Below are 18,602 nucleotides of genomic sequence, written 5' to 3' on the forward strand. Positions count from 1 at the left end.
ATCCCCCCCTGTAACCCGTCATATGATTAAGAGCCTCCAGAAATAAGAAACGACGTGCCCTTTTAACGGCCTGCGGGATCGCTACCGCCGACAAGCACACCGCAGACAAACAAGGAACTATGTGTGATGAACAAGAGAAAATTGGCGTTCGCTGCCATCGTCCTTATCCTGCTCGGTACGGGTTACGGCTTTTATCACCACTATCAGCAGCGGGAAAAACCATTAACGCTTTACGGCAATGTGGATATCCGCACCGTCAATCTGGCCTTCCGCGTCGGCGGTAGAGTGGCCGAATTACACGTTGATGAGGGCGATGCCGTGCAGGCAGGCCAACCGCTGGCAACGCTCGACGCTGCGCCTTATCTGAATGCCCAGCACCAAGCACAGGCAAACCTCGCCAGCGCACAGGCACAGCTTCAACTGGCGCAGGAAGGCTACAGGCAGGAAGAGATCGCGCAGGTACGCTCTCAGGCTGTTCAGAGTCAGGCTGCCTATGATTACGTCAATAGCTTCTACCAGCGTCAGCAAGGGTTGTGGAATAAACGCGCCATTTCCGCCAACATGCTAGACGATGCCAGAACGGCGCGTAATCAGGCGCTTGCGGCACTACAAGCAGCGAAAGATAAACTAAGCCAGTTCGAAAGCGGTAACCGACCACAGGAAATTGCCGCCGCGCAGGCGGCAGTGGCACAGGCCGAAGCTGGGCTGGCACAGGCGGAATTAGATAAACAGGACGCCGAACTGCTTGCCCCCTCTCCCGGCGTGATCCTCACTCGCGCCGCCGAGAAAGGCAGCATGCTGGCAGCAGGCAGTACCGTTTTCACCCTCTCACTGACTCGCCCCATTTGGGTACGCGCCTACGCGAGCGAGAAAGATCTCGGCCGCGTTGTGCCCGGTAGCCAAATGCTGATTTACACCGATGGCCGCCCCAATCAGCCTTATCGCGGCAAGATAGGTTTTGTGTCACCAAGTGCCGAATTCACACCGAAAAGCGTCGAAACGGAAGATTTACGTACCGATCTGGTTTACCGCCTACGCATTGTAGTTACCGATCCCGATGATGGGCTACGACAAGGGATGCCGGTCACGCTGCGTTTTGAAGAGCCGCGCACTGCAGATACCCATCGCGCCAGTGAGCCCGTTCGTCATGACTGATTCCCCCACGCAGATTGCGTTGGACGGGCTGGAGAAGCGCTTTGTCGGACAGGAGAAACCGGCGCTTGCCAGCCTCACCGCCGAGATACGCAGCGGCGCAGTGACCGGACTAGTCGGCCCCGACGGCGCGGGGAAAACCACCCTGCTACGCATGCTGGCGGGGTTATTAACGCCCAGCAACGGTACGCTGCGTGTGGCGAATCTGGATCCCATCAAAGAAGATCGTCAGCTCCATGCCATTCTGGGCTACATGCCGCAGAAATTCGGTCTGTATGAAGATCTAACGGTGATGGAAAACCTGACGCTGTATGCCGACCTGAGCGGCATCACCGGCGATGTGCGCAAAAAAACCTTTGACCGCTTACTGTCGTTTACTGACCTGACTCGCTTTACCGACAGACTGGCAGGCAAACTCTCCGGCGGCATGAAACAGAAACTGGGGTTGGCCTGTACGCTCCTGGGGCAACCTAAGGTGCTTCTGCTGGATGAACCGGGCGTGGGCGTCGACCCGATATCCCGCCGTGAGCTGTGGCTGATGGTGCACGAATTGGCTGACGATGGCATGTTAATCCTATGGAGCACGTCTTATCTCGATGAAGCGGAACAGTGTCGGGATGTGCTGCTGCTGAATGAAGGCGAGCTACTGTATCGCGGTGCGCCACGCGATCTGACCGCACGCATGGCGGGACGCTGCATACTGGTTGATACCGGAACTCGCCGACACAGGGATGTGCTGCAAGAAGCATTGCGTCTGCCGCAGGTGAGCGACGGCGTGATTCAAGGGCAATACGTCAGACTGATGCTCAAACCGGAGGCAGATCGGGCATCGCTGCTCTCAGCGTTGCATCTGGAAAGCGGCAGCCTGCACGATACCGATCCGCGCTTTGAAGATGCGTTTATCGATCTGCTGGGCGGCGGCCCAACCAGTGATTCATCGCTGGCGAGCATCATGCCGCAGATTGATATCAGCGGCGGCGAAACGGTGATTGAAGCACAGGCGCTGACGAAAAAATTTGGCGATTTCGCCGCGACTGATCACGTCAGCTTTCAGGTGAAACGCGGTGAAATCTTCGGCCTGCTCGGCCCGAACGGTGCAGGCAAATCAACCACCTTCAAGATGATGTGCGGTCTGCTGGTGCCAACCGAGGGCAAGGCGCTGGTGCTTGATATGGATCTGAAAACCAGCTCCGGCAAAGCACGCCAGCATTTGGGCTACATGGCGCAAAAATTCTCGCTCTACGGCAATCTGACCGTCGAGCAGAATCTGCGATTTTTCTCCGGCGTTTATGGGCTAACGGGCAAAGCACAGCGCGATAAAATGGCCGGAATGACCGAGGCCTTCAACTTCCAACCGATTTACCGCCAAACGCCAGATGCCCTGCCGCTGGGCTTCAAACAGCGGCTGGCGCTGGCCTGTGCACTCATGCACGAACCCGATATTCTGTTTCTCGACGAACCGACCTCCGGTGTCGATCCGCTAACTCGGCGCGAGTTCTGGATACATATCAACGGCATGGTCAACCGCGGCGTCACCGTCATGGTCACCACCCACTTCATGGACGAAGCCGAATACTGCGACCGCATCGGGCTGGTGTATCGCGGCAAACTAATCGCCAGCGGTACGCCGGACGAGTTGAAGCATCAAGCCGCCAGTACACAGACGCCATCACCGACGATGGAAGAGGCGTTTATTACGCTGATTCAGACTTACGACGGGGAGGCAGAACGTGGTTGAACAAAATAGCGCTGAACAAGACAACGCGAGCCAGCACGGCAGCACGCACTTTTCGGGGCGTCGTCTTCGGGCGCTGTGCCTGAAAGAGACGCGCCAAATCTTGCGCGACCCCAGCAGCGGGTTAATTGCCTTCGTGATTCCATTGCTGTTGCTCTTTATCTTTGGCTACGGCATCAATCTGGATTCCAGCCGCCTACACGTCGGTATTCTGCTGGAACAACAGAGTGAAGACGCACGCGATCTGGCTAATACGTTTGCGGCCTCGCCGTTTATTGCGCCGACCATCAGCAATAACCGCCAGCAGTTGATTCAGCAAATGCAGGCTGGCAGCATTCGTGGCCTGATCGTGATTCCCTCTGATTTTGCCGAACGGCTGGCACGACCAAGCGATAGCGCGCCAATTCAGGTCATCACCGACGGCAGCGAACCCAATACGGCAAATTTTGTTCAGGGATATGCGGAAGGAATCTGGCTGCTTTGGCAACAGCAGCGAGCAGAAGATCGCGGCCACACGTTCGAGCAACTTATTGAGGTGCAATCGCGCTACTGGTTTAATCCAGCCGCCATCAGCCAACATTTCATTATTCCCGGCGCGATTACCATCATCATGACGGTGATTGGCGCCATCCTCACTTCACTGGTGATTGCCCGCGAGTGGGAACGCGGGACGATGGAAGCGCTACTCTCTACGCAGGTCACCCGTGCAGAACTGCTGCTGTCCAAACTCATCCCGTATTACGTCCTTGGGATGATCGCCATGACACTGTGTATTCTGGTCTCCACCTTCATCATGCAGGTGCCCTATCGCGGCTCACTGATTTTACTGTTTATTATCAGCAGCCTGTTTCTTGCCAGCACGCTGGGTATGGGGTTGTTGATTTCCACCCTCACCCGCAACCAGTTCAACGCTGCCATGGTTGCGCTGAATGCAGCATTTCTACCCGCCATCATGCTGTCTGGCTTTATTTTTGAAATTGACAGCATGCCGGAATTTGTTCGAGGCGTGTCATACATCATCCCGGCGCGCTATTTCGTCAGCACGCTGCAAACGCTGTTTCTCGCAGGAAATATCGGTACCGTGCTGATGACAAACCTGCTGTTTCTGATTCTCTCGGCGATTGTCTTTATTGGCCTGACGGCCTGGCAAACCCGGCGCAGGCTGGATTAGGGAGCGATTATGCTGCATCGTCTGTGGACGTTGATTATTAAGGAACTGCAATCGCTGCTGCGCGATCCGCAAACGCGCTCCATTCTAGTGCTGCCCGTTATCCTTCAGGTTTCCCTGTTTCCTTTCGCCGCAACACTCGACGTGACCAACGCAACCATTGCGATTTACAGCGAAGATAACGGCCCCCACGCCATAGAATTGACGCAGCGCTTTGCCAAGGCAAAGTCCTTTTCTCACGTGTTGATGCTACATAGCTCGCAGGACGTGGCACCGACGCTGGATAACCAGCGAGCACTGCTGATTTTGCGTTTCCCGCCGCAGTTCTCGCGTGATATTGCCAGCGGGAACAGCGCCTCACTTCAGCTTATTCTGGACGGCAGACGCTCCAACAGCGCGCAGATCGCCGCCAACGATGTGCAGCACATCGTGCGGGATTATCAGTTGGAATTGCTGGCGGCCAAACCAGCTCAAAGCAGCGCTATTCATAACAACAGCGAGCTGGTGGTACGCCACTGGTATAACCCAAATCTGGACTATAAATGGTTTGTGGTGCCGTCGCTGATTGCCATGATTGCCACTATCGGCGTGCTGATTGTTACGGCGCTCTCCGTCGCGCGCGAGCGGGAACAAGGTACGTTGGAACAATTACTGGTTTCGCCACTATCGACTAGCCAGATATTCATTGGCAAAGCCGTGCCTGCGCTGATAGTCGCCACATTTCAGGCCACGATAGTGCTGCTAGCGGGCATACTGATTTACCATATCCCCTTCGCCGGATCGCTGCTGCTGTTTTACAGCACGATGCTGATCTATGGTCTGTCATTGGTCGGCTTCGGCCTGCTGATTTCCTCGCTCTGTTCCACGCAACAGCAGGCGTTTATCGGCGTATTCGTTTTCCTGATGCCCGCCATCCTGCTTTCCGGCTATGTATCACCGGTTGAGAACATGCCGATTTGGTTACAGCACATCACCTGGATTAACCCCATCCGTCACTTCACCGATATAACGAAGCAGATTTACCTCAAGGACGCGGACTTCAGCATTATCTGGGGCAGCTTATGGCCGCTGCTGATCATCACGCTAACCACCGGTTCGGCAGCCTACGCCATTTTTCGACGGAATATTGCTTAATATCAGGTAGGTAAGGGAAACAGATAACTAGAGGCGTAAAAAATTGTGCTGAGGTGGCGTGGTCGCCGTGTGAGCGGCAGGACGCCGCGAAAGCCAGTGTCGCGTCGGGAACGCGTCACTGGGCGGCACGAATAGCGGACACGAGCGCCAAAGGCACCGCGTAGCGACACAATTAACGCCAAAGAGCCATAGGTCAAGGAGCTGCGGCGACTAAGTGCTCCTTGTCGGGCGTGTGATGAGGCACAGAAAACACTGTGTTTGACACGCCCGAAATCTTTGCACTCATTAACATAAAGCAGTGAAGGATTTAGGTTACAGCCTTGTCCTTAACGACGATTACCGAAAATACGCAGCAGCATCAGGAACAGGTTGATGAAGTCGAGATACAGCGTCAACGCGCCGACGATGGAGTATTTGCGGAAGCTATCTTTGTCATCAACAGACAACTGCTCGCCGATGTTTTTCAGCTTCTGGGTGTCATACGCGGTCAGACCGACAAACACCACCACACCGATATAGGTTACAGCCCACATCAGCGCTTCGCTTTTCAGCCACAGGTTCACCAGCGAAGCCAGAACAATCCCGATCAGCGCCATAAACAACATGCTGCCAAAGCCGCTTAAATCACGCTTCGTGGTGTAGCCGTACAGGCTCATCGCCCCGAACATCCCCGCCGTAATGACAAAGGTGCTGGCAATGGATTCACCGGAGTACATGATAAAAATGCTGGAAAGCGTCAGCCCCGTCAGCGCGGAATAGAGCATAAACAGCGACGTGGCAACGGTGCCGCTCAGGCGCTGTACCATGCCGGAAATGACAAATACCAGCCCCAGTTGGGCAATGATCAGTCCGAAGAAAGTGATCTGGCTGGAGAAAACAAAATTCAGTACGGCGGGCGTATTCGCCGCATACCAGGAGACGAACGCCGTCAGCAGCAGGCCACAGGTCATCCAACCATAAACCTGTGCCATATAGGCTTGGAGACCAGACTGCGAGCGCTCAACGATTGAACCAGAGCGTGGATATCTGTCCATGATGTTACCTTTGCATAAAGTTATCTGATTAACGCGGCGCGAACCGCCTGATTGGGGGATCGAGACTGAATATTCTCTCCCCGCCATCCTTTTATCCTAACACAGAAATCGACTACCAGCGCTGCGCGGCCTGTTTATCACTGTCGCGTGATTCCACCCAATGCTCGCCTTCCGGCGTGGCTTCCCGCTTCCAGAATGGCGCACGGGTTTTCAGGTAATCCATGATGAATTGGGCGGCATCAAATGCCGCGCTGCGATGGGCAGCACTGACACCAACAAACACAATTTCATCGCCCGGATAGAGTGCGCCGACTCGATGAATCACGCTCACACGCGGCAGTTCCCAACGTTCGCGTGCCAGCTCGACAATCTCCGCCAGCGCCTTTTCCGTCATGCCGGGATAGTGTTCCAGCGTCAACACGCTGACATTTTTCGCCAGATTGTGATTACGCACCTTCCCCGTAAACGTCACCACCGCGCCATCTTCATCACACTGCGACAGCCACTGGTATTCATCACCTACGTTGAAGTTCTCTTCGCCGACCTGAATGCGCGTTTCTGCCACGATCAACCTCCCGTTACCGGTGGGAAAAATGCCACTTCATCGCCATCCTGTAGCGGGTGCGTCAACTCAACCAGCGACTGATTTACCGCTGCCAACAACTTGCCGGATTCCAATGCTAATTCCCAACGAGCCCCACGCTGGCACAACGCCTGTCGAACATCCTCTACGGTGGCATAATCAGCAGGCAGCGACAGGCTGTCTGTGTCGATCAGTTCACGCACCTGTGCAAAAAACAGAACCTTAATCATGACCCCTCCGCTGTAAAATCACCGGATTTTCCGCCACTCTTCGCCAATAAGCGCACTGGGCCAATCACCATATCTTTCTGCACGGCTTTGCACATGTCATAGATGGTCAGCGCGGCAACAGAAGCAGCAGTCAGCGCTTCCATCTCCACGCCGGTTTTCCCCGTCAGGCGACACACGGACTCGATGCGAACTCGATTGTGCTCCGGCTGTGCTTCCAGCTCGACAGCCACTTTACTCAGCAGTAGCGGGTGACAAAGCGGAATCAGCTCCCAGGTACGTTTTGCGGCCTGAATCCCAGCAATACGCGCGGTGGCAAACACATCGCCTTTATGGTGGCTACCGGCAATAATCATCGCCAGCGTCTGCGGTGCCATTTCAACGAAGGCTTCCGCACGGGCTTCACGCACGGTCTCCGCTTTGGCGGAAACATCTACCATTGCGGCTTCGCCAGCGGCGTTTATGTGGGTCAATTGTGGCTTAGATGATGACATAGTGAGTAAGGCTTATCGTTAAGAGGATTTTTTTAAGTGCGGGTAAAAATTGCACGGTTTCTGACGCGCATCCAGCTGTTCCTGAATGATACGTTCCCACGCCGTTCGACAAGCGCGAGTCGAACCCGGCATGGCAAAAATCACCGTCTGATTAGCCAGACCGGCAAGCGCGCGGGATTGCAGTGTCGCGGTGCCAATATCTTCATACGACACCATGCGAAACAGTTCACCGAAACCTTCAATTTCGCGATCGAACAAAACACCAATGGCTTCCGGCACTACATCGCCTGCCGTAAAGCCCGTGCCACCGTTAATCAAAATACCCTGTACTTCCTCGCTGGCAATCCACGCCGAGATCTGTGCGCGAATCTGGTACAAATTTTCTTTCACGATAGCGCTGTCGACAATACGATGCCCTGCGGACTGTGCTGCTTCGCGCAGATAGTCGCCGGAGGTATCGTCTTCCGCCGTACGGCGTTCGGAAACGGTCAGTACCGCCAGATTGAGAGAAACAAATTCGCTGCTGACTTTGCTCATGTCAGGCTCCTTTAAGAATCAGTGATGTCGCGGATTAACCGCCGATAAATGACAGATTTTGCGTCATGCCGCTATTGCCTTCATGCAGGAAGTGCGTCTGCTTCTTCGTCGACAATCCACCCGAGATACGCATTTTCAAATCATCGAGATGACGATCGTCAGCCAGCAAATCACGCAGGGGGATGCCCTGCTCACCAAAAAGGCACAGATGCAGGTTACCGATAGCAGACACGCGAAGACGGTTGCAGCTCAGGCAAAAATCTTTCTCATACGGCATGATTAGCCCGATTTCACCCTGATAGTCTGGATGGCAGAACACCTGAGCAGGACCGTCGCTGCGTGCACGTTGCTGCTGTTGCCACCCTTGCTGCAATAGCTGCTGGCGAATTACCTCGCCGGAAACGTGGTGACGGCGGAACAGCTCGCCCCCTTCTCCCGTTTCCATCAGTTCAATAAAGCGGAGTTGAATCGGGCGGTGTTTAATCCAGTCGAGAAAGGTTTGTAGGCTGCCCGCGTTCACATCACGCATCAGCACGGTGTTAACCTTAACTTTGGCAAAACCGCAGTCAAACGCCGCATCGATGCCATCCATCACCTGGCGGAATTTATCCTGCCCAGTAATCGCATGAAACTGGCGCGCATCCAGGCTGTCAACGCTGACATTCAGTGCCGTTAGTCCGGCATTACGCCATTGCGCCACGTCGCGAGCCAGACGGTAACCGTTGGTGGTCACCGCCAGCGTACGAATGGCTGGATTTTCTCGAATAGCAGCAATGATATCGACGAAGTCACGACGCAGAGACGGCTCACCGCCGGTGAGACGAACTTTTTCCGTCCCCAATTCAGCAAAGGCGCGGCTGACGCGACGAATCTCATCGAGTGACAAAAAGCGATGTGGATTGGTGCCATTGGCCTGATAACCATCCGGCAGACAGTAGGTACAACGAAAATTGCAGACGTCTGTGATAGACAGACGCAAATAGTAAAACTTGCGCGCAAACGCATCAGTCAGTTGACTCACCATAAACACCTTTCCAAATACGGGAGATGCAGGCATTTCTACCTCGCACCCTGGTGACCGCGAAGGCCACGGCCAAGACACCGTATCACGCGCAATAAGCGCATAACTTAGGCACCAAGGCTAGGAGTTTGATTCTCATCGGTTATCCGTCAGACAACGGTAGGATTACCAGTAAAGAACCGTGATTTCATTGAGCAGTTTACTGCGAAAAAGCCCTGCTAACCACTCTCAAAATCGATATGTAAAATAATATATAACGTATTTTCAATATCTTATGTTGCACAGCATACGGGAAAATGTGTGGTAGAAATTGTCTCAGGTCATGCCAGTGTGAGGATTTTTCGCCTTTTAAGGTGAAATCAGCTACCTTAGCGGCAATTGTTATACCCTAAATAATTCGAGTTTCAGGACAAAACGTACTCGTTTTGAACAACGCGAAGCGTTGGCCCGCTAGGGCGATGCTCGGCAATGAGCATCGTAACCGGCAAGGGAAGGACCCCCGATGGGCTTACTCAAGTAAGTGATTCGGGTGACAAATCTGCCGGGAGCAGATTTGAACGCTGCTTGCAGCGGCCCTTCAGGGCGAGTCCCACGACGGGCCGAGTATTTGAACGCAGCCAACGCACATGCAACTTGAAGTATGACGGGTATACACGTTATTCATATTCCTCTGGCTTATTCATAAGGTTCTCTATGCGCAATCGCACGTTGGCCGACCTCGACAGGGTTGTCGCGTTAGGAGGCGGACACGGTTTAGGTCGTGTAATGTCTTCGCTCTCTTCCCTAGGTTCACGGCTAACCGGCATTGTCACGACCACAGATAACGGCGGTTCTACCGGCCGCATCCGTCGCGCCGAAGGCGGGCTTGCCTGGGGCGATACGCGCAACTGTCTGAACCAACTGATCACCACACCCAGCGTAGCCTCTGCGATGTTTGAATACCGGTTTAACGGTAACGGCGAGCTTGCTGGGCACAATCTGGGTAACCTGATGCTAAAAGCGCTCGATCACCTGAGCGTGCGTCCGCTGGAAGCTATCAATCTGATTCGCAATTTGCTCAAAGTGGACGCCTTTTTAATTCCGATGTCCGAGCATCCTGTCGATTTAATGGCGATTGATGAGCAAGGTAACCCCGTTTATGGCGAAGTCGAGATCGATCAGTTGGCGGCCTTACCGCAAGATTTGATGCTGTATCCAACCGTACCAGCAACGCGTGAGGCCATTGATGCCATCGCCAAAGCCGATCTGATTTTGATTGGCCCCGGCAGTTTCCTTACTAGCCTAATGCCGTTGCTGCTGCTCGAGGATCTAACGCAGGCGCTCCGCCGCACGCCCGCACCCATGGTGTACATTGGCAACCTAGGCAATGAACAAAGCAATCCCGCTGCTCGCCTGACGCTGGCGGAAAAATTGTTCTGGATTGAACGCAAAGTGGGGAAACCGGTTATTGATGCAGCAATCGTCGGCCCAAAAGTTGATGTCAGCCAGATAGGTGACCGTCTGGTCGTGCAGCAGGCGTTGGCTGCGGAGGATGTGCCCCATCATCACGACCGTCAATTACTGCGCCAAGCCATCGACGTCGTGCTGCAAAAGCTGGGATAGACTGACACTACCGTGGGATTTTCGGGCTTTCACAGCGCTCCATGTTCACCAACGAGGGAGTATTCATGCTGATGAACGGGCGGTATTCCTCGTATATTTTCGCAGCCTGAGCACGGCTGCCAATCTCATGCAGAATTGCCTCAGCCTGAAAATAGCGTTTCAGCATATCGGCGTCATTACACGGTGGGAGATGAGCGAGGTTTACGCCTAAATCGGAGAACTTGCTCATCAAAGCAGAAAGGTCATCACGTACTTTGTTGATTCTTAATTCAGGTTCCAGCGACTTAACCGAAAGCGCGACATTCTGCTCACGCAGATCAAGCCGCCCTTCACGCTCAGCGATTTGCCGAATCTGGCTATCAAGAGTCTCTTCGCGCGTTGCCAATTGCTGTTCACGAAAATCCACAACTGACGTCTGCTTTACCAACGCCAGTTCCCTTTCGCGAATTTGATTGAGCTGCTCATTGCGATAATCCTCAAACTGCATTTTTTGCTGGTAGTTGTATATCGTCCAGCCAGACAGCGCCGCAACAACAATAAGAAATGTTTTGGCGTTATTTTTGATTAATTCCCTATCAATCATCCCTTAAAACCTCGTGTTGCCTCAGAAGCTAGCCGTTCTCAGATGTCGTTAGTGACCGCCGTATTTTCTCTAGGTCCTCCTGACAATGAAGCATCGCATCAAAAAGAGATCATTAATGGCAGCCCCTTCAATCCCGCAGCCACGGCGTATAAGTCACGCCAATCAGAATCCCTTCGGGGCTCAGGAAACGAGTTACCTGCTGGCCCCAAGGTTCAAGACGATTTTCTACCAGCAGTGTATAGCCCTGCACTTTAAGCGCCTCTGTCGCTTCCGTCATGTCAGCCACTTCAAACTCCAGCCAACTTTGCGGTTCAGGGTGCGACGCAGGCCAATTATCCAATCCGAAACAGGATTCACTGGCCTGTGACAGTGGCCACAGCGCGAAATGCTTCACGCCATCCATCACATCAGTCACCAGATAATCGCTCCCTTCAGCAACAGGTTTCAGCGGCAACTTCAGCGTATCGACATAAAGCGCATGGCTGGCAGAAAGTGATTTCACGATTGGCCCGAAACCTGCCACAAACAACACATCTACACCCGGTATAGCATGATCCATCATCGATCCTCAGTGAACGCGTGCACCGCTAGGATGCAGCGATAAATTGTGCGCGTAACGCCTGCACTTCATCGCGCAGGGCCGCAGCTTCTTCAAATTCAAGGTTCTGTGCATGCGTCAACATCTTGCTTTCCAGCTCGCGAATTTTCAGTTCCAGCGCCTTCGGCGTCATCAGTTCATAACGCGCTGCTGGTTCTGCCGCTTTACGATTGCCTCGCCCTTTGCCTTTGTTCGCAGACTGTCCCAATTGCAGAATATCGGAAATCTTCTTATTGATCCCCTGCGGTACAATCCCGTGTTCCGTATTGTAGGCTTCCTGCTTCTCGCGACGGCGTTCCGTTTCGCTAATCGCTTTCGCCATCGATGCCGTAATTCTGTCGCCGTAAAGAATAGCTTTGCCGCGTAAATTACGCGCCGCGCGGCCAATCGTCTGGATCAAGGAGCGTTCGGAGCGCAAGAAGCCCTCTTTGTCGGCATCCAGAATCGCCACCAGCGACACTTCAGGCATATCCAGTCCTTCACGCAGCAAGTTGATGCCAACCAGCACGTCGAATTCACCCAGGCGCAAATCACGGATAATTTCCACACGCTCGACGGTATCAATATCCGAGTGCAGATAACGTACCCGTTCGCCGTGTTCTTCCAGATATTCCGTCAGGTCTTCCGCCATCCGCTTGGTCAGCGTCGTCACCAGCACTCGTTCGTTAATCGCAGCACGCAGGCGAATCTCGGAAAGCAGGTCATCCACCTGTGTCGCGACAGGTCGTACTTCAATGATCGGATCGAGCAACCCGGTGGGACGAACCACCTGATCGATGACGTCACCGCCCGATTTTTCCAGTTCATAGTTGCTTGGCGTCGCAGACACATAGATCGTCTGCGGGGCCAGCGCTTCAAACTCTTCAAATTTCATCGGCCGGTTATCCAGCGCGGAAGGCAGCCTGAAACCGTATTCGACCAGCGTCTCTTTACGCGCACGGTCGCCACGATACATACCGCCGATCTGGGGCACCGTAACGTGGGATTCATCAATCACCAGCAGCCCGTCGGCTGGTAGATAGTCAAACAGCGTCGGTGGCGGTTCGCCGGGGCCGCGTCCAGAAAGATAGCGTGAGTAGTTTTCGATGCCGGAGCAGTAACCCAGCTCGTTCATCATCTCCAGATCAAACTGTGTGCGCTGGCTCAGCCGCTGTTCTTCCACCAGCTTATTGTTCGCCAGCAGTACCTTCTTGCGATCGGCTAGTTCAACCTTGATGTCTTCCATCGCCTGCAAAATACGCTCACGTGGCGTAACGTAGTGCGTTTTCGGATAGATGGTATAGCGCGGCACCGTTTGGAGGATATGACCCGTCAGCGGGTCAAACAGCGACAGCCGTTCCACTTCTTCATCGAACAATTCAACGCGCAGCGCGATTTCGTCAGATTCCGCCGGGAATATATCGATCACTTCGCCACGCACGCGGAAGGTACCGCGCTGAAACGCCTGATCGTTGCGGGCATATTGCAATTCAGCCAAGCGCCGTAAAATGGCACGCTGGTCAATCAGCATCCCCTGCGTCAGGTGCAGCATCATTTTCAGATAGAGATCGGGATCGCCCAGACCATAGATAGCGGATACCGAGGCCACGACGATCACATCGCGCCGCTCCAGCAGCGCTTTTGTCGCAGAAAGACGCATCTGTTCGATATGTTCGTTAACCGACGCATCTTTTTCGATAAAGGTGTCCGAGCTTGGAACATAGGCCTCCGGCTGATAATAGTCGTAGTACGAGACGAAGTACTCGACGGCATTATCGGGGAAGAATTCTTTCATTTCGCCGTACAGTTGGGCTGCCAGCGTTTTATTAGGCGCCAGCATCATCGTCGGTCGATTGAGATCGGCAATCACGTTGGCTATCGTGAACGTCTTACCTGAGCCTGTTACCCCGAGCAGCGTTTGGTGCGCCAACCCGTCTTCCAGACCTTCCTTTAAACGACGAATGGCCTCAGGCTGATCGCCTGCTGGTTTAAAATCGGAATTCAGTGTAAATGCTTTGCTCATCGTTAAACACGCTACTTATCGTTATTACTCATCGCTAAATACGATGTTCGTGGGTGGACGCACGGAGGCAGGTAAAGGGCATAGACTGACGATATCCGGCACAGGCTGTGACGTCAGAGACACAACTCACCGCACAAACAAACATCGCCCTACAACGTTAAACACGCGATGCTTTATTCTGAGTGCCAATAGCGAAATTTGCCACTATCATGATACTGGATATAAAAACAGCATCAAGAAAATTATCGCTGGGTTGGATGATTAATCGACAAATGAATTTGCTAGCACATTCATATTCAATCTACCAGATAAAATCATGATGCTTTATCCCCAGCTTTGATAAAAATGTAACATGTAGGGATGACCCGTGACGTTAATTTATGCAACTACGCATCGTTACTGTTCAAGGCGCTTGATTTTACTTAACCATATGATAATAAATAGATTAGAAAAACCGTGGAGAATAGCGCCAACCTAGCGACAACCCGCGCCAGCTCTCGGTTAGAACGTGTTGTCTATCCATAATTCACATAGTTATCCACAGAAATGGTGGATAACTCCCACAACCCCGCATCAGCACTGAGTTAGAGAAATACCTGCTTCATTCGTGATTCTCCCTGATATGGATTTTCTTCACACTCTTTCTGTGATTTATCGCATAAGTATTAGACGGAAAAAGACTAAAAACAGCGGAGGGCTAAAATGCCACAATTCAGTCGTAGCAGGGGGTTAGAGAAAAACTCAAGAAGGTTTTATCTATTAATTTGGATAAAAATGTAGATTTTATCTACATGAAAGGGATGCGGGTAAAAAACAACAACAATCTTACGATGAGTAAACACAAGCGATGGCTTACCAAAAATCCTCATCGCCATAATAGCGGCAGGAATACCGCTGTAGACCGACCATCATTTCATTCGGGTCCACAGACGGCACGACTCGCTTGGTTTTATACCTGTTCAGCCACTCTTCCCTGACTTGAAAAGCCTTAATGACGTCAATTACTCCGCTAATAACCCAATATCAATATACTGCCCCAGATTATGTTGCAGAAGATCCGATAAATAAGGAATTTCACCCAGCATCGGCGCAGGCAAGCGCTGTTGCAGCGTTTGCAGATACGGCTGATGCCATTTTCCGGGCGGAATAACGTCATTAGCGATCCACCCGCCAAGGCGCAGACCAGCGTGCTGGATAGCATGAACGGTGAGCATCGCGTGGCTGATACACCCCAGTTTGATACCGACCACCAAAATCACGGGAAGCTGTTCCTGTATCACCCAATCAGCAAACGTGTCCTGCTCCGACAGCGGCGTAAACCACCCGCCTGCGCCTTCCACCAGCACCCAATCAGCCTGTGTTTCTACTACCCGTAGCCCTGCTGACAGAGTAGAGATATGGATAGGACGCTGCTCCGCCGCACTAATAATATGTGGTGACGTCGGTTCCATAAACGCCAGTGGGTTAACCGTCTGATAATCCAGATGGACGCTGCTATTGGCCTGAAGCGTCAGTGCATCGCTGTTACGAAGCCCCTCTGCCGTCATTTCACAGCCGGACGCTACGGGCTTATAACCTGCGGTACGGTGTCCTGCCTGATTAGCGGCCTGGAGCAACGCCGTGCTGGCGACCGTTTTCCCGACTTCGGTATCCGTGCCCGTCACAAACCAGCGTTCAATCACGATAAATCACTCCATAAACCAGTTGATAGCTGAGCGGGCAGCCGCCCTGTTCTTGCGGATAGCAGCCAGACAACGCCGCCAGACGTGCTCGGCTCAATAGCCCCGGCGAACGCCCTTCATGCAGCCACGTCGCGCCGATCCCCTTCAGCGATTTCATCAGCGCCAGCACATCGGGAAAAAGACACACTTCACGTTCCTGTACCAGATGATGACGATAAGGCTGGCAGGCCGACTCGATAGCGGAGAGCGGCAGAAAGCGATTCGTCCGCTGCGTCCCATCCAGCCGTTGCCACGCCTGCGACAGTTCGCTTAAGGAGCCGTCTGCCAACGTCGCAAACACAATAACGCCACCCAGCCGCGTGACCCGATACAGTTCTGCCAGCGCGCGTGGCAGTGAATCACACCACTGCACTGCCAGATTGCTGTAGCTGATATCCACACTGCGATCCGTCAACGGCAGATTTTCGATATCCCCTTCCAGATAACGATCTGCAACATGCTGCTCACGGGCATATGCCAGCATATCTGCGGACAAATCCAGCGCAGTCACATGTTTACCAGCCTGACGCCAGTAACGGCTAAAGTGTCCTGTCCCACAACCCGCATCCAACACCTGTAACCCACTATGCGCAGGCATCAGCGTCAACAAACGTTCTCCGCTGGTGCGTTGCAGTTCGGCAAAGCGGTCGTAGCACCCCGCCGCACGCCCAAACGCCTGCGCAATCGCCTGCTTGTTATAGTTTTCTGTCAGCATGGTGCAATACCGTAAGCAAGCGATTGATATCTTCCGGTTGATGTTCCGCCGTCAGCGTAATGCGCAAACGCGCACTGCCAGGTGGCACCGTCGGTGGTCGCATCGCACTAACCCACACGCCCTGCTCACGCAGATGGTTCATCAGCGCCAGCGCTCGCGCGTTCTCGCCAACAATCAGCGGCTGAATCGCGCTCTGTGAATTCATCAGTTGATATGACGAGTTCGAAAAGCCCGCACGAAACAGCGCGATATTGCGTCGTAGCGCATCACGCCGCGCATCACCCTGCCGAACACAGTTAACTGCCGCACTCAGTGCACAGGCTTGTGCCGCAGGCATTGAGGTGCTGTAAATCAAATGACGGGCGAATTGCAGGAAGTATTCGGCCAGCGGTTCGGCGCATAACACCGCCGCGCCGCTGACGCCAAACGCCTTGCCGAACGTGACAATCAGCAGTTCCGGCTTGACGCCCTGCTGCCAGCAACTCCCGCGCCCTTCATCGCCCAGCACGCCAATCCCATGCGCATCGTCCACCATCAACCAGCCATCGTGCGCCCTGCACTGTGCCTGCAACGCAGACAACGGTGCAGTATCGCCATCCATGCTGAAAACGCCTTCGGTCACCACCAGCGTCTGGCCATCCGTCGGTTTCTCCAGCAGCGCTTGTAGACTATCCGCCTGATTGTGTTTAAAGCGCCGCAGCGTCGCCGGTGACTGTGCGGCAGCTTCCAGCAATGAAGCATGGCTGAGTTTATCGGCAAAAATCCGATCTTCCGCCTGTGCCAGCGCAGCCACCACGGCCTGATTTGCGGCATAGCCGGAAATAAACAGCAACGCACGCGGGTAACCCAGCCAATCGGCAAGCTGGTTTTCCAGTGAGGCATGGGCATCGGTATATCCCGTCACATGCCCGGAACCCCCGCTGCCTATGCCATATTTCTCAGCCCCCTGCTGCCAGGCACGCACAATCTCGGGATGATGGCTCAGCCCCAGATAATCGTTGCTGGAAAAATTCAGGTAGCAGCGATCGCCCTGCATCAGCCAGCGTCCGCTACCGCCTTGATTAGCCAATCTCACACGGTAAGCATCATCATGCTGACGCTGTACCAACGCGGCTTCAATACGTTGCTGCCAGCTCATGATTGCGCACGCCTCACCCAGCAGTTTGCGTACAAGGCGCTATACCGCAGCATTATAAAATTGCTCGCTATCAGCATTAATCAGTTGCTCTGCCAAGCGCTGCTGCTGTTGGTTGTCCCCAAATTTGGTCCCTGTTTGCTGTGGGTTCAGACCTAATTTGAGGAACAGTGCTAGATCTTTGTCTTCTTTCGGATTTGGCGTCGTTAAGAGTTTGCAACCGTAGAAAATGGAGTTCGCGCCAGCCATAAAACACATTGCCTGCGTTTGTTCACTCATCTGCTCGCGTCCGGCGGACAGGCGCACATAAGAGGCCGGCATCATGATTCGCGCCACGGCAATAGTACGAATAAAGTCAAACGGATCGACGTCATCGTTATCCGCCAGCGGCGTTCCTTTCACCTTAACCAGCATGTTGATCGGTACGCTTTCCGGCGGCGTTGGCAGGTTAGCCAATTGCACCAACAGCCCCGCGCGGTCACGCACGGTTTCCCCCAATCCAACAATGCCACCAGAACAGACTTTAATGCCCGCGCCGCGCACTTTATCCAGCGTATCCAGACGCTCCTGATATGTGCGGGTGGTAATGATGCTGCCGTAAAACTCTGGCGAGGTGTCGAGGTTATGGTTATAGAAATCCAGCCCGGCCGACGCCAGACGCTCTGCCTGATCGTGGTGCAGCGTTCCCAGCGTCATACAGGTTTCCATCCCCATCGCTTTGACGCCTTGCACCATCTGTTCCAGATATGGCATGTCACGCTCGTGCGGGTTTTTCCACGCTGCGCCCATACAAAAGCGCGTCGACCCAGCGGCTTTCGCCTGACGGGCGGAATCCAGCACTTGTTCGACCTGCATCAAGCGTTCAGTATCAATTCCCGTCCGATAGCGGGAGCTTTGTGGGCAATATTTACAGTCTTCAGGGCAGGAGCCGGTTTTAATCGACAGTAACGTGCTCACCTGCACCTGACGGGGATCAAAATGCTGACGGTGGATCTGCTGTGCTTCAAACATCAGTTCCAGAAAGGGTTTATTAAATAAGTCTTGCGCTTGCTCAAGCGTCCAGTAAATGCGGTCAGCCATCTCGGCATCTCCAAACTAAAATCGTTTCGCCAGTGTAAATTAACCCGATATACTGTCAACCAAATAGAATCCATTTTGGTT

18 protein-coding genes and 1 riboswitch are annotated in these 18,602 nt (G+C 53.5%); of the genes, 5 read left to right on the forward strand and 13 right to left on the reverse strand.

Annotated features, from left to right (window positions below; genetic code table 11):
- Positions 1-126: 126 nt before the first annotated feature.
- The 4 genes from hlyD to A0G03_RS03590 are packed head-to-tail and all read left to right on the forward strand — an operon-like array spanning position 127 to position 5,189.
- Positions 127-1,155, forward strand: a complete 1,029-nt coding sequence (hlyD, locus tag A0G03_RS03575) for a secretion protein HlyD (protein ID WP_048260871.1) — start codon at positions 127-129, stop codon at positions 1,153-1,155.
- Complete coding sequence (locus A0G03_RS03580) at positions 1,148-2,890, forward strand: ATP-binding cassette domain-containing protein (RefSeq protein WP_048260875.1); 1,743 nt, start codon at positions 1,148-1,150, stop codon at positions 2,888-2,890. Before hlyD ends, A0G03_RS03580 begins: the two co-directional genes overlap by 8 nt.
- Positions 2,883-4,058, forward strand: a complete 1,176-nt coding sequence (locus A0G03_RS03585; RefSeq protein ID WP_048260878.1) for an ABC transporter permease — start codon at positions 2,883-2,885, stop codon at positions 4,056-4,058. Before A0G03_RS03580 ends, A0G03_RS03585 begins: the two co-directional genes overlap by 8 nt.
- A gap of 9 nt (positions 4,059-4,067) precedes the next feature.
- Positions 4,068-5,189: an ABC transporter permease gene (locus A0G03_RS03590; RefSeq protein WP_048260882.1), complete on the forward strand. Its 1,122-nt coding sequence runs from the start codon at positions 4,068-4,070 to the stop codon at positions 5,187-5,189.
- Positions 5,190-5,515: 326 nt separating this feature from the next.
- Here A0G03_RS03590 and A0G03_RS03595 read toward each other — a convergent pair whose 3' ends face one another.
- The 6 genes from A0G03_RS03595 to moaA all read right to left on the reverse strand — a co-directional run bounded on the left by A0G03_RS03595 (position 5,516) and on the right by moaA (position 9,088).
- Entirely contained in the window at positions 5,516-6,223 is a 708-nt protein-coding gene (locus A0G03_RS03595; RefSeq protein WP_010297658.1) for a Bax inhibitor-1/YccA family protein, read from the reverse strand.
- 112 nt (positions 6,224-6,335) lie between these two features.
- Positions 6,336-6,788 carry a molybdopterin synthase catalytic subunit MoaE gene (gene moaE / locus A0G03_RS03600; protein WP_048260885.1) on the reverse strand — a complete coding sequence of 151 codons (453 nt, stop codon included), beginning with the start codon at positions 6,786-6,788 and terminating at the stop codon, positions 6,336-6,338.
- A 2-nt stretch (positions 6,789-6,790) separates the two neighbouring features.
- Complete coding sequence (moaD, locus tag A0G03_RS03605) at positions 6,791-7,036, reverse strand: molybdopterin synthase sulfur carrier subunit (RefSeq protein ID WP_048260888.1); 246 nt, start codon at positions 7,034-7,036, stop codon at positions 6,791-6,793.
- Positions 7,033-7,527 (reverse strand): cyclic pyranopterin monophosphate synthase MoaC, encoded by a 495-nt coding sequence (gene moaC / locus A0G03_RS03610; RefSeq protein ID WP_011094349.1) that lies wholly within the window; start codon positions 7,525-7,527, stop codon positions 7,033-7,035. The genes moaD and moaC overlap by 4 nt, the downstream gene beginning before the upstream one ends.
- Positions 7,528-7,545: 18 nt before the next feature.
- Positions 7,546-8,064, reverse strand: coding sequence for a molybdenum cofactor biosynthesis protein B (gene moaB / locus A0G03_RS03615; protein WP_048260891.1), 519 nt, complete (start codon positions 8,062-8,064; stop codon positions 7,546-7,548).
- 34 nt (positions 8,065-8,098) lie between these two features.
- Positions 8,099-9,088: a GTP 3',8-cyclase MoaA gene (moaA, locus tag A0G03_RS03620; RefSeq protein ID WP_072062042.1), complete on the reverse strand. Its 990-nt coding sequence runs from the start codon at positions 9,086-9,088 to the stop codon at positions 8,099-8,101.
- Positions 9,076-9,224: riboswitch (molybdenum cofactor riboswitch) on the reverse strand. (Overlaps the previous gene by 13 nt.)
- Positions 9,225-9,778: 554 nt before the next feature.
- On the opposite strand from moaA, the gene yvcK reads away from it, so the two are divergent.
- The gene (yvcK, locus tag A0G03_RS03625) at positions 9,779-10,687 is read left to right on the forward strand and encodes a uridine diphosphate-N-acetylglucosamine-binding protein YvcK (RefSeq protein WP_048260895.1); all 909 of its coding nucleotides are present in this window, start codon (positions 9,779-9,781) and stop codon (positions 10,685-10,687) included.
- Between the two features lie 7 nt (positions 10,688-10,694).
- On the opposite strand, the gene A0G03_RS03630 is transcribed toward yvcK, so the two are convergent.
- The 7 genes from A0G03_RS03630 to bioB all read right to left on the reverse strand — a co-directional run bounded on the left by A0G03_RS03630 (position 10,695) and on the right by bioB (position 18,521).
- Positions 10,695-11,270 (reverse strand): hypothetical protein, encoded by a 576-nt coding sequence (locus A0G03_RS03630; RefSeq protein ID WP_048260896.1) that lies wholly within the window; start codon positions 11,268-11,270, stop codon positions 10,695-10,697.
- A gap of 127 nt (positions 11,271-11,397) precedes the next feature.
- Complete coding sequence (locus A0G03_RS03635; RefSeq protein ID WP_048260901.1) at positions 11,398-11,829, reverse strand: VOC family protein; 432 nt, start codon at positions 11,827-11,829, stop codon at positions 11,398-11,400.
- A 28-nt stretch (positions 11,830-11,857) separates the two neighbouring features.
- Positions 11,858-13,870, reverse strand: a complete 2,013-nt coding sequence (gene uvrB, locus A0G03_RS03640) for an excinuclease ABC subunit UvrB (protein ID WP_048260909.1) — start codon at positions 13,868-13,870, stop codon at positions 11,858-11,860.
- Between the two features lie 1,001 nt (positions 13,871-14,871).
- Positions 14,872-15,552: a dethiobiotin synthase gene (gene bioD / locus A0G03_RS03645; protein WP_048260917.1), complete on the reverse strand. Its 681-nt coding sequence runs from the start codon at positions 15,550-15,552 to the stop codon at positions 14,872-14,874.
- Positions 15,545-16,306, reverse strand: coding sequence for a malonyl-ACP O-methyltransferase BioC (gene bioC, locus A0G03_RS03650; protein WP_048260925.1), 762 nt, complete (start codon positions 16,304-16,306; stop codon positions 15,545-15,547). Before bioC ends, bioD begins: the two co-directional genes overlap by 8 nt.
- The gene (gene bioF / locus A0G03_RS03655) at positions 16,287-17,444 is read right to left on the reverse strand and encodes an 8-amino-7-oxononanoate synthase (RefSeq protein ID WP_048260932.1); all 1,158 of its coding nucleotides are present in this window, start codon (positions 17,442-17,444) and stop codon (positions 16,287-16,289) included. Before bioF ends, bioC begins: the two co-directional genes overlap by 20 nt.
- Positions 17,445-17,483: 39 nt before the next feature.
- Positions 17,484-18,521: a biotin synthase BioB gene (bioB, locus tag A0G03_RS03660; protein WP_048260939.1), complete on the reverse strand. Its 1,038-nt coding sequence runs from the start codon at positions 18,519-18,521 to the stop codon at positions 17,484-17,486.
- Positions 18,522-18,602: the final 81 nt, after the last annotated feature.

This window comes from Pectobacterium peruviense, assembly GCF_002847345.1.
GTDB lineage: Bacteria > Pseudomonadota > Gammaproteobacteria > Enterobacterales > Enterobacteriaceae > Pectobacterium > Pectobacterium peruviense.

Coding starts and splice junctions, on each gene's coding strand:
- hlyD (WP_048260871.1), top strand. CDS start 127: ATGAACAAGAGAAAATTGGCGTTCGCTGCCATCGTCCTTATCCTGCTC.
- A0G03_RS03580 (WP_048260875.1), top strand. CDS start 1,148: ATGACTGATTCCCCCACGCAGATTGCGTTGGACGGGCTGGAGAAGCGC.
- A0G03_RS03590 (WP_048260882.1), top strand. CDS start 4,068: ATGCTGCATCGTCTGTGGACGTTGATTATTAAGGAACTGCAATCGCTG.
- A0G03_RS03595 (WP_010297658.1), bottom strand. CDS start 6,223: ATGGACAGATATCCACGCTCTGGTTCAATCGTTGAGCGCTCGCAGTCT.
- moaD (WP_048260888.1), bottom strand. CDS start 7,036: ATGATTAAGGTTCTGTTTTTTGCACAGGTGCGTGAACTGATCGACACA.
- moaC (WP_011094349.1), bottom strand. CDS start 7,527: ATGTCATCATCTAAGCCACAATTGACCCACATAAACGCCGCTGGCGAA.
- moaB (WP_048260891.1), bottom strand. CDS start 8,064: ATGAGCAAAGTCAGCAGCGAATTTGTTTCTCTCAATCTGGCGGTACTG.
- moaA (WP_072062042.1), bottom strand. CDS start 9,088: ATGGTGAGTCAACTGACTGATGCGTTTGCGCGCAAGTTTTACTATTTG.
- yvcK (WP_048260895.1), top strand. CDS start 9,779: ATGCGCAATCGCACGTTGGCCGACCTCGACAGGGTTGTCGCGTTAGGA.
- A0G03_RS03630 (WP_048260896.1), bottom strand. CDS start 11,270: ATGATTGATAGGGAATTAATCAAAAATAACGCCAAAACATTTCTTATT.
- A0G03_RS03635 (WP_048260901.1), bottom strand. CDS start 11,829: ATGGATCATGCTATACCGGGTGTAGATGTGTTGTTTGTGGCAGGTTTC.
- uvrB (WP_048260909.1), bottom strand. CDS start 13,870: ATGAGCAAAGCATTTACACTGAATTCCGATTTTAAACCAGCAGGCGAT.
- bioC (WP_048260925.1), bottom strand. CDS start 16,306: ATGCTGACAGAAAACTATAACAAGCAGGCGATTGCGCAGGCGTTTGGG.
- bioF (WP_048260932.1), bottom strand. CDS start 17,444: ATGAGCTGGCAGCAACGTATTGAAGCCGCGTTGGTACAGCGTCAGCAT.
- bioB (WP_048260939.1), bottom strand. CDS start 18,521: ATGGCTGACCGCATTTACTGGACGCTTGAGCAAGCGCAAGACTTATTT.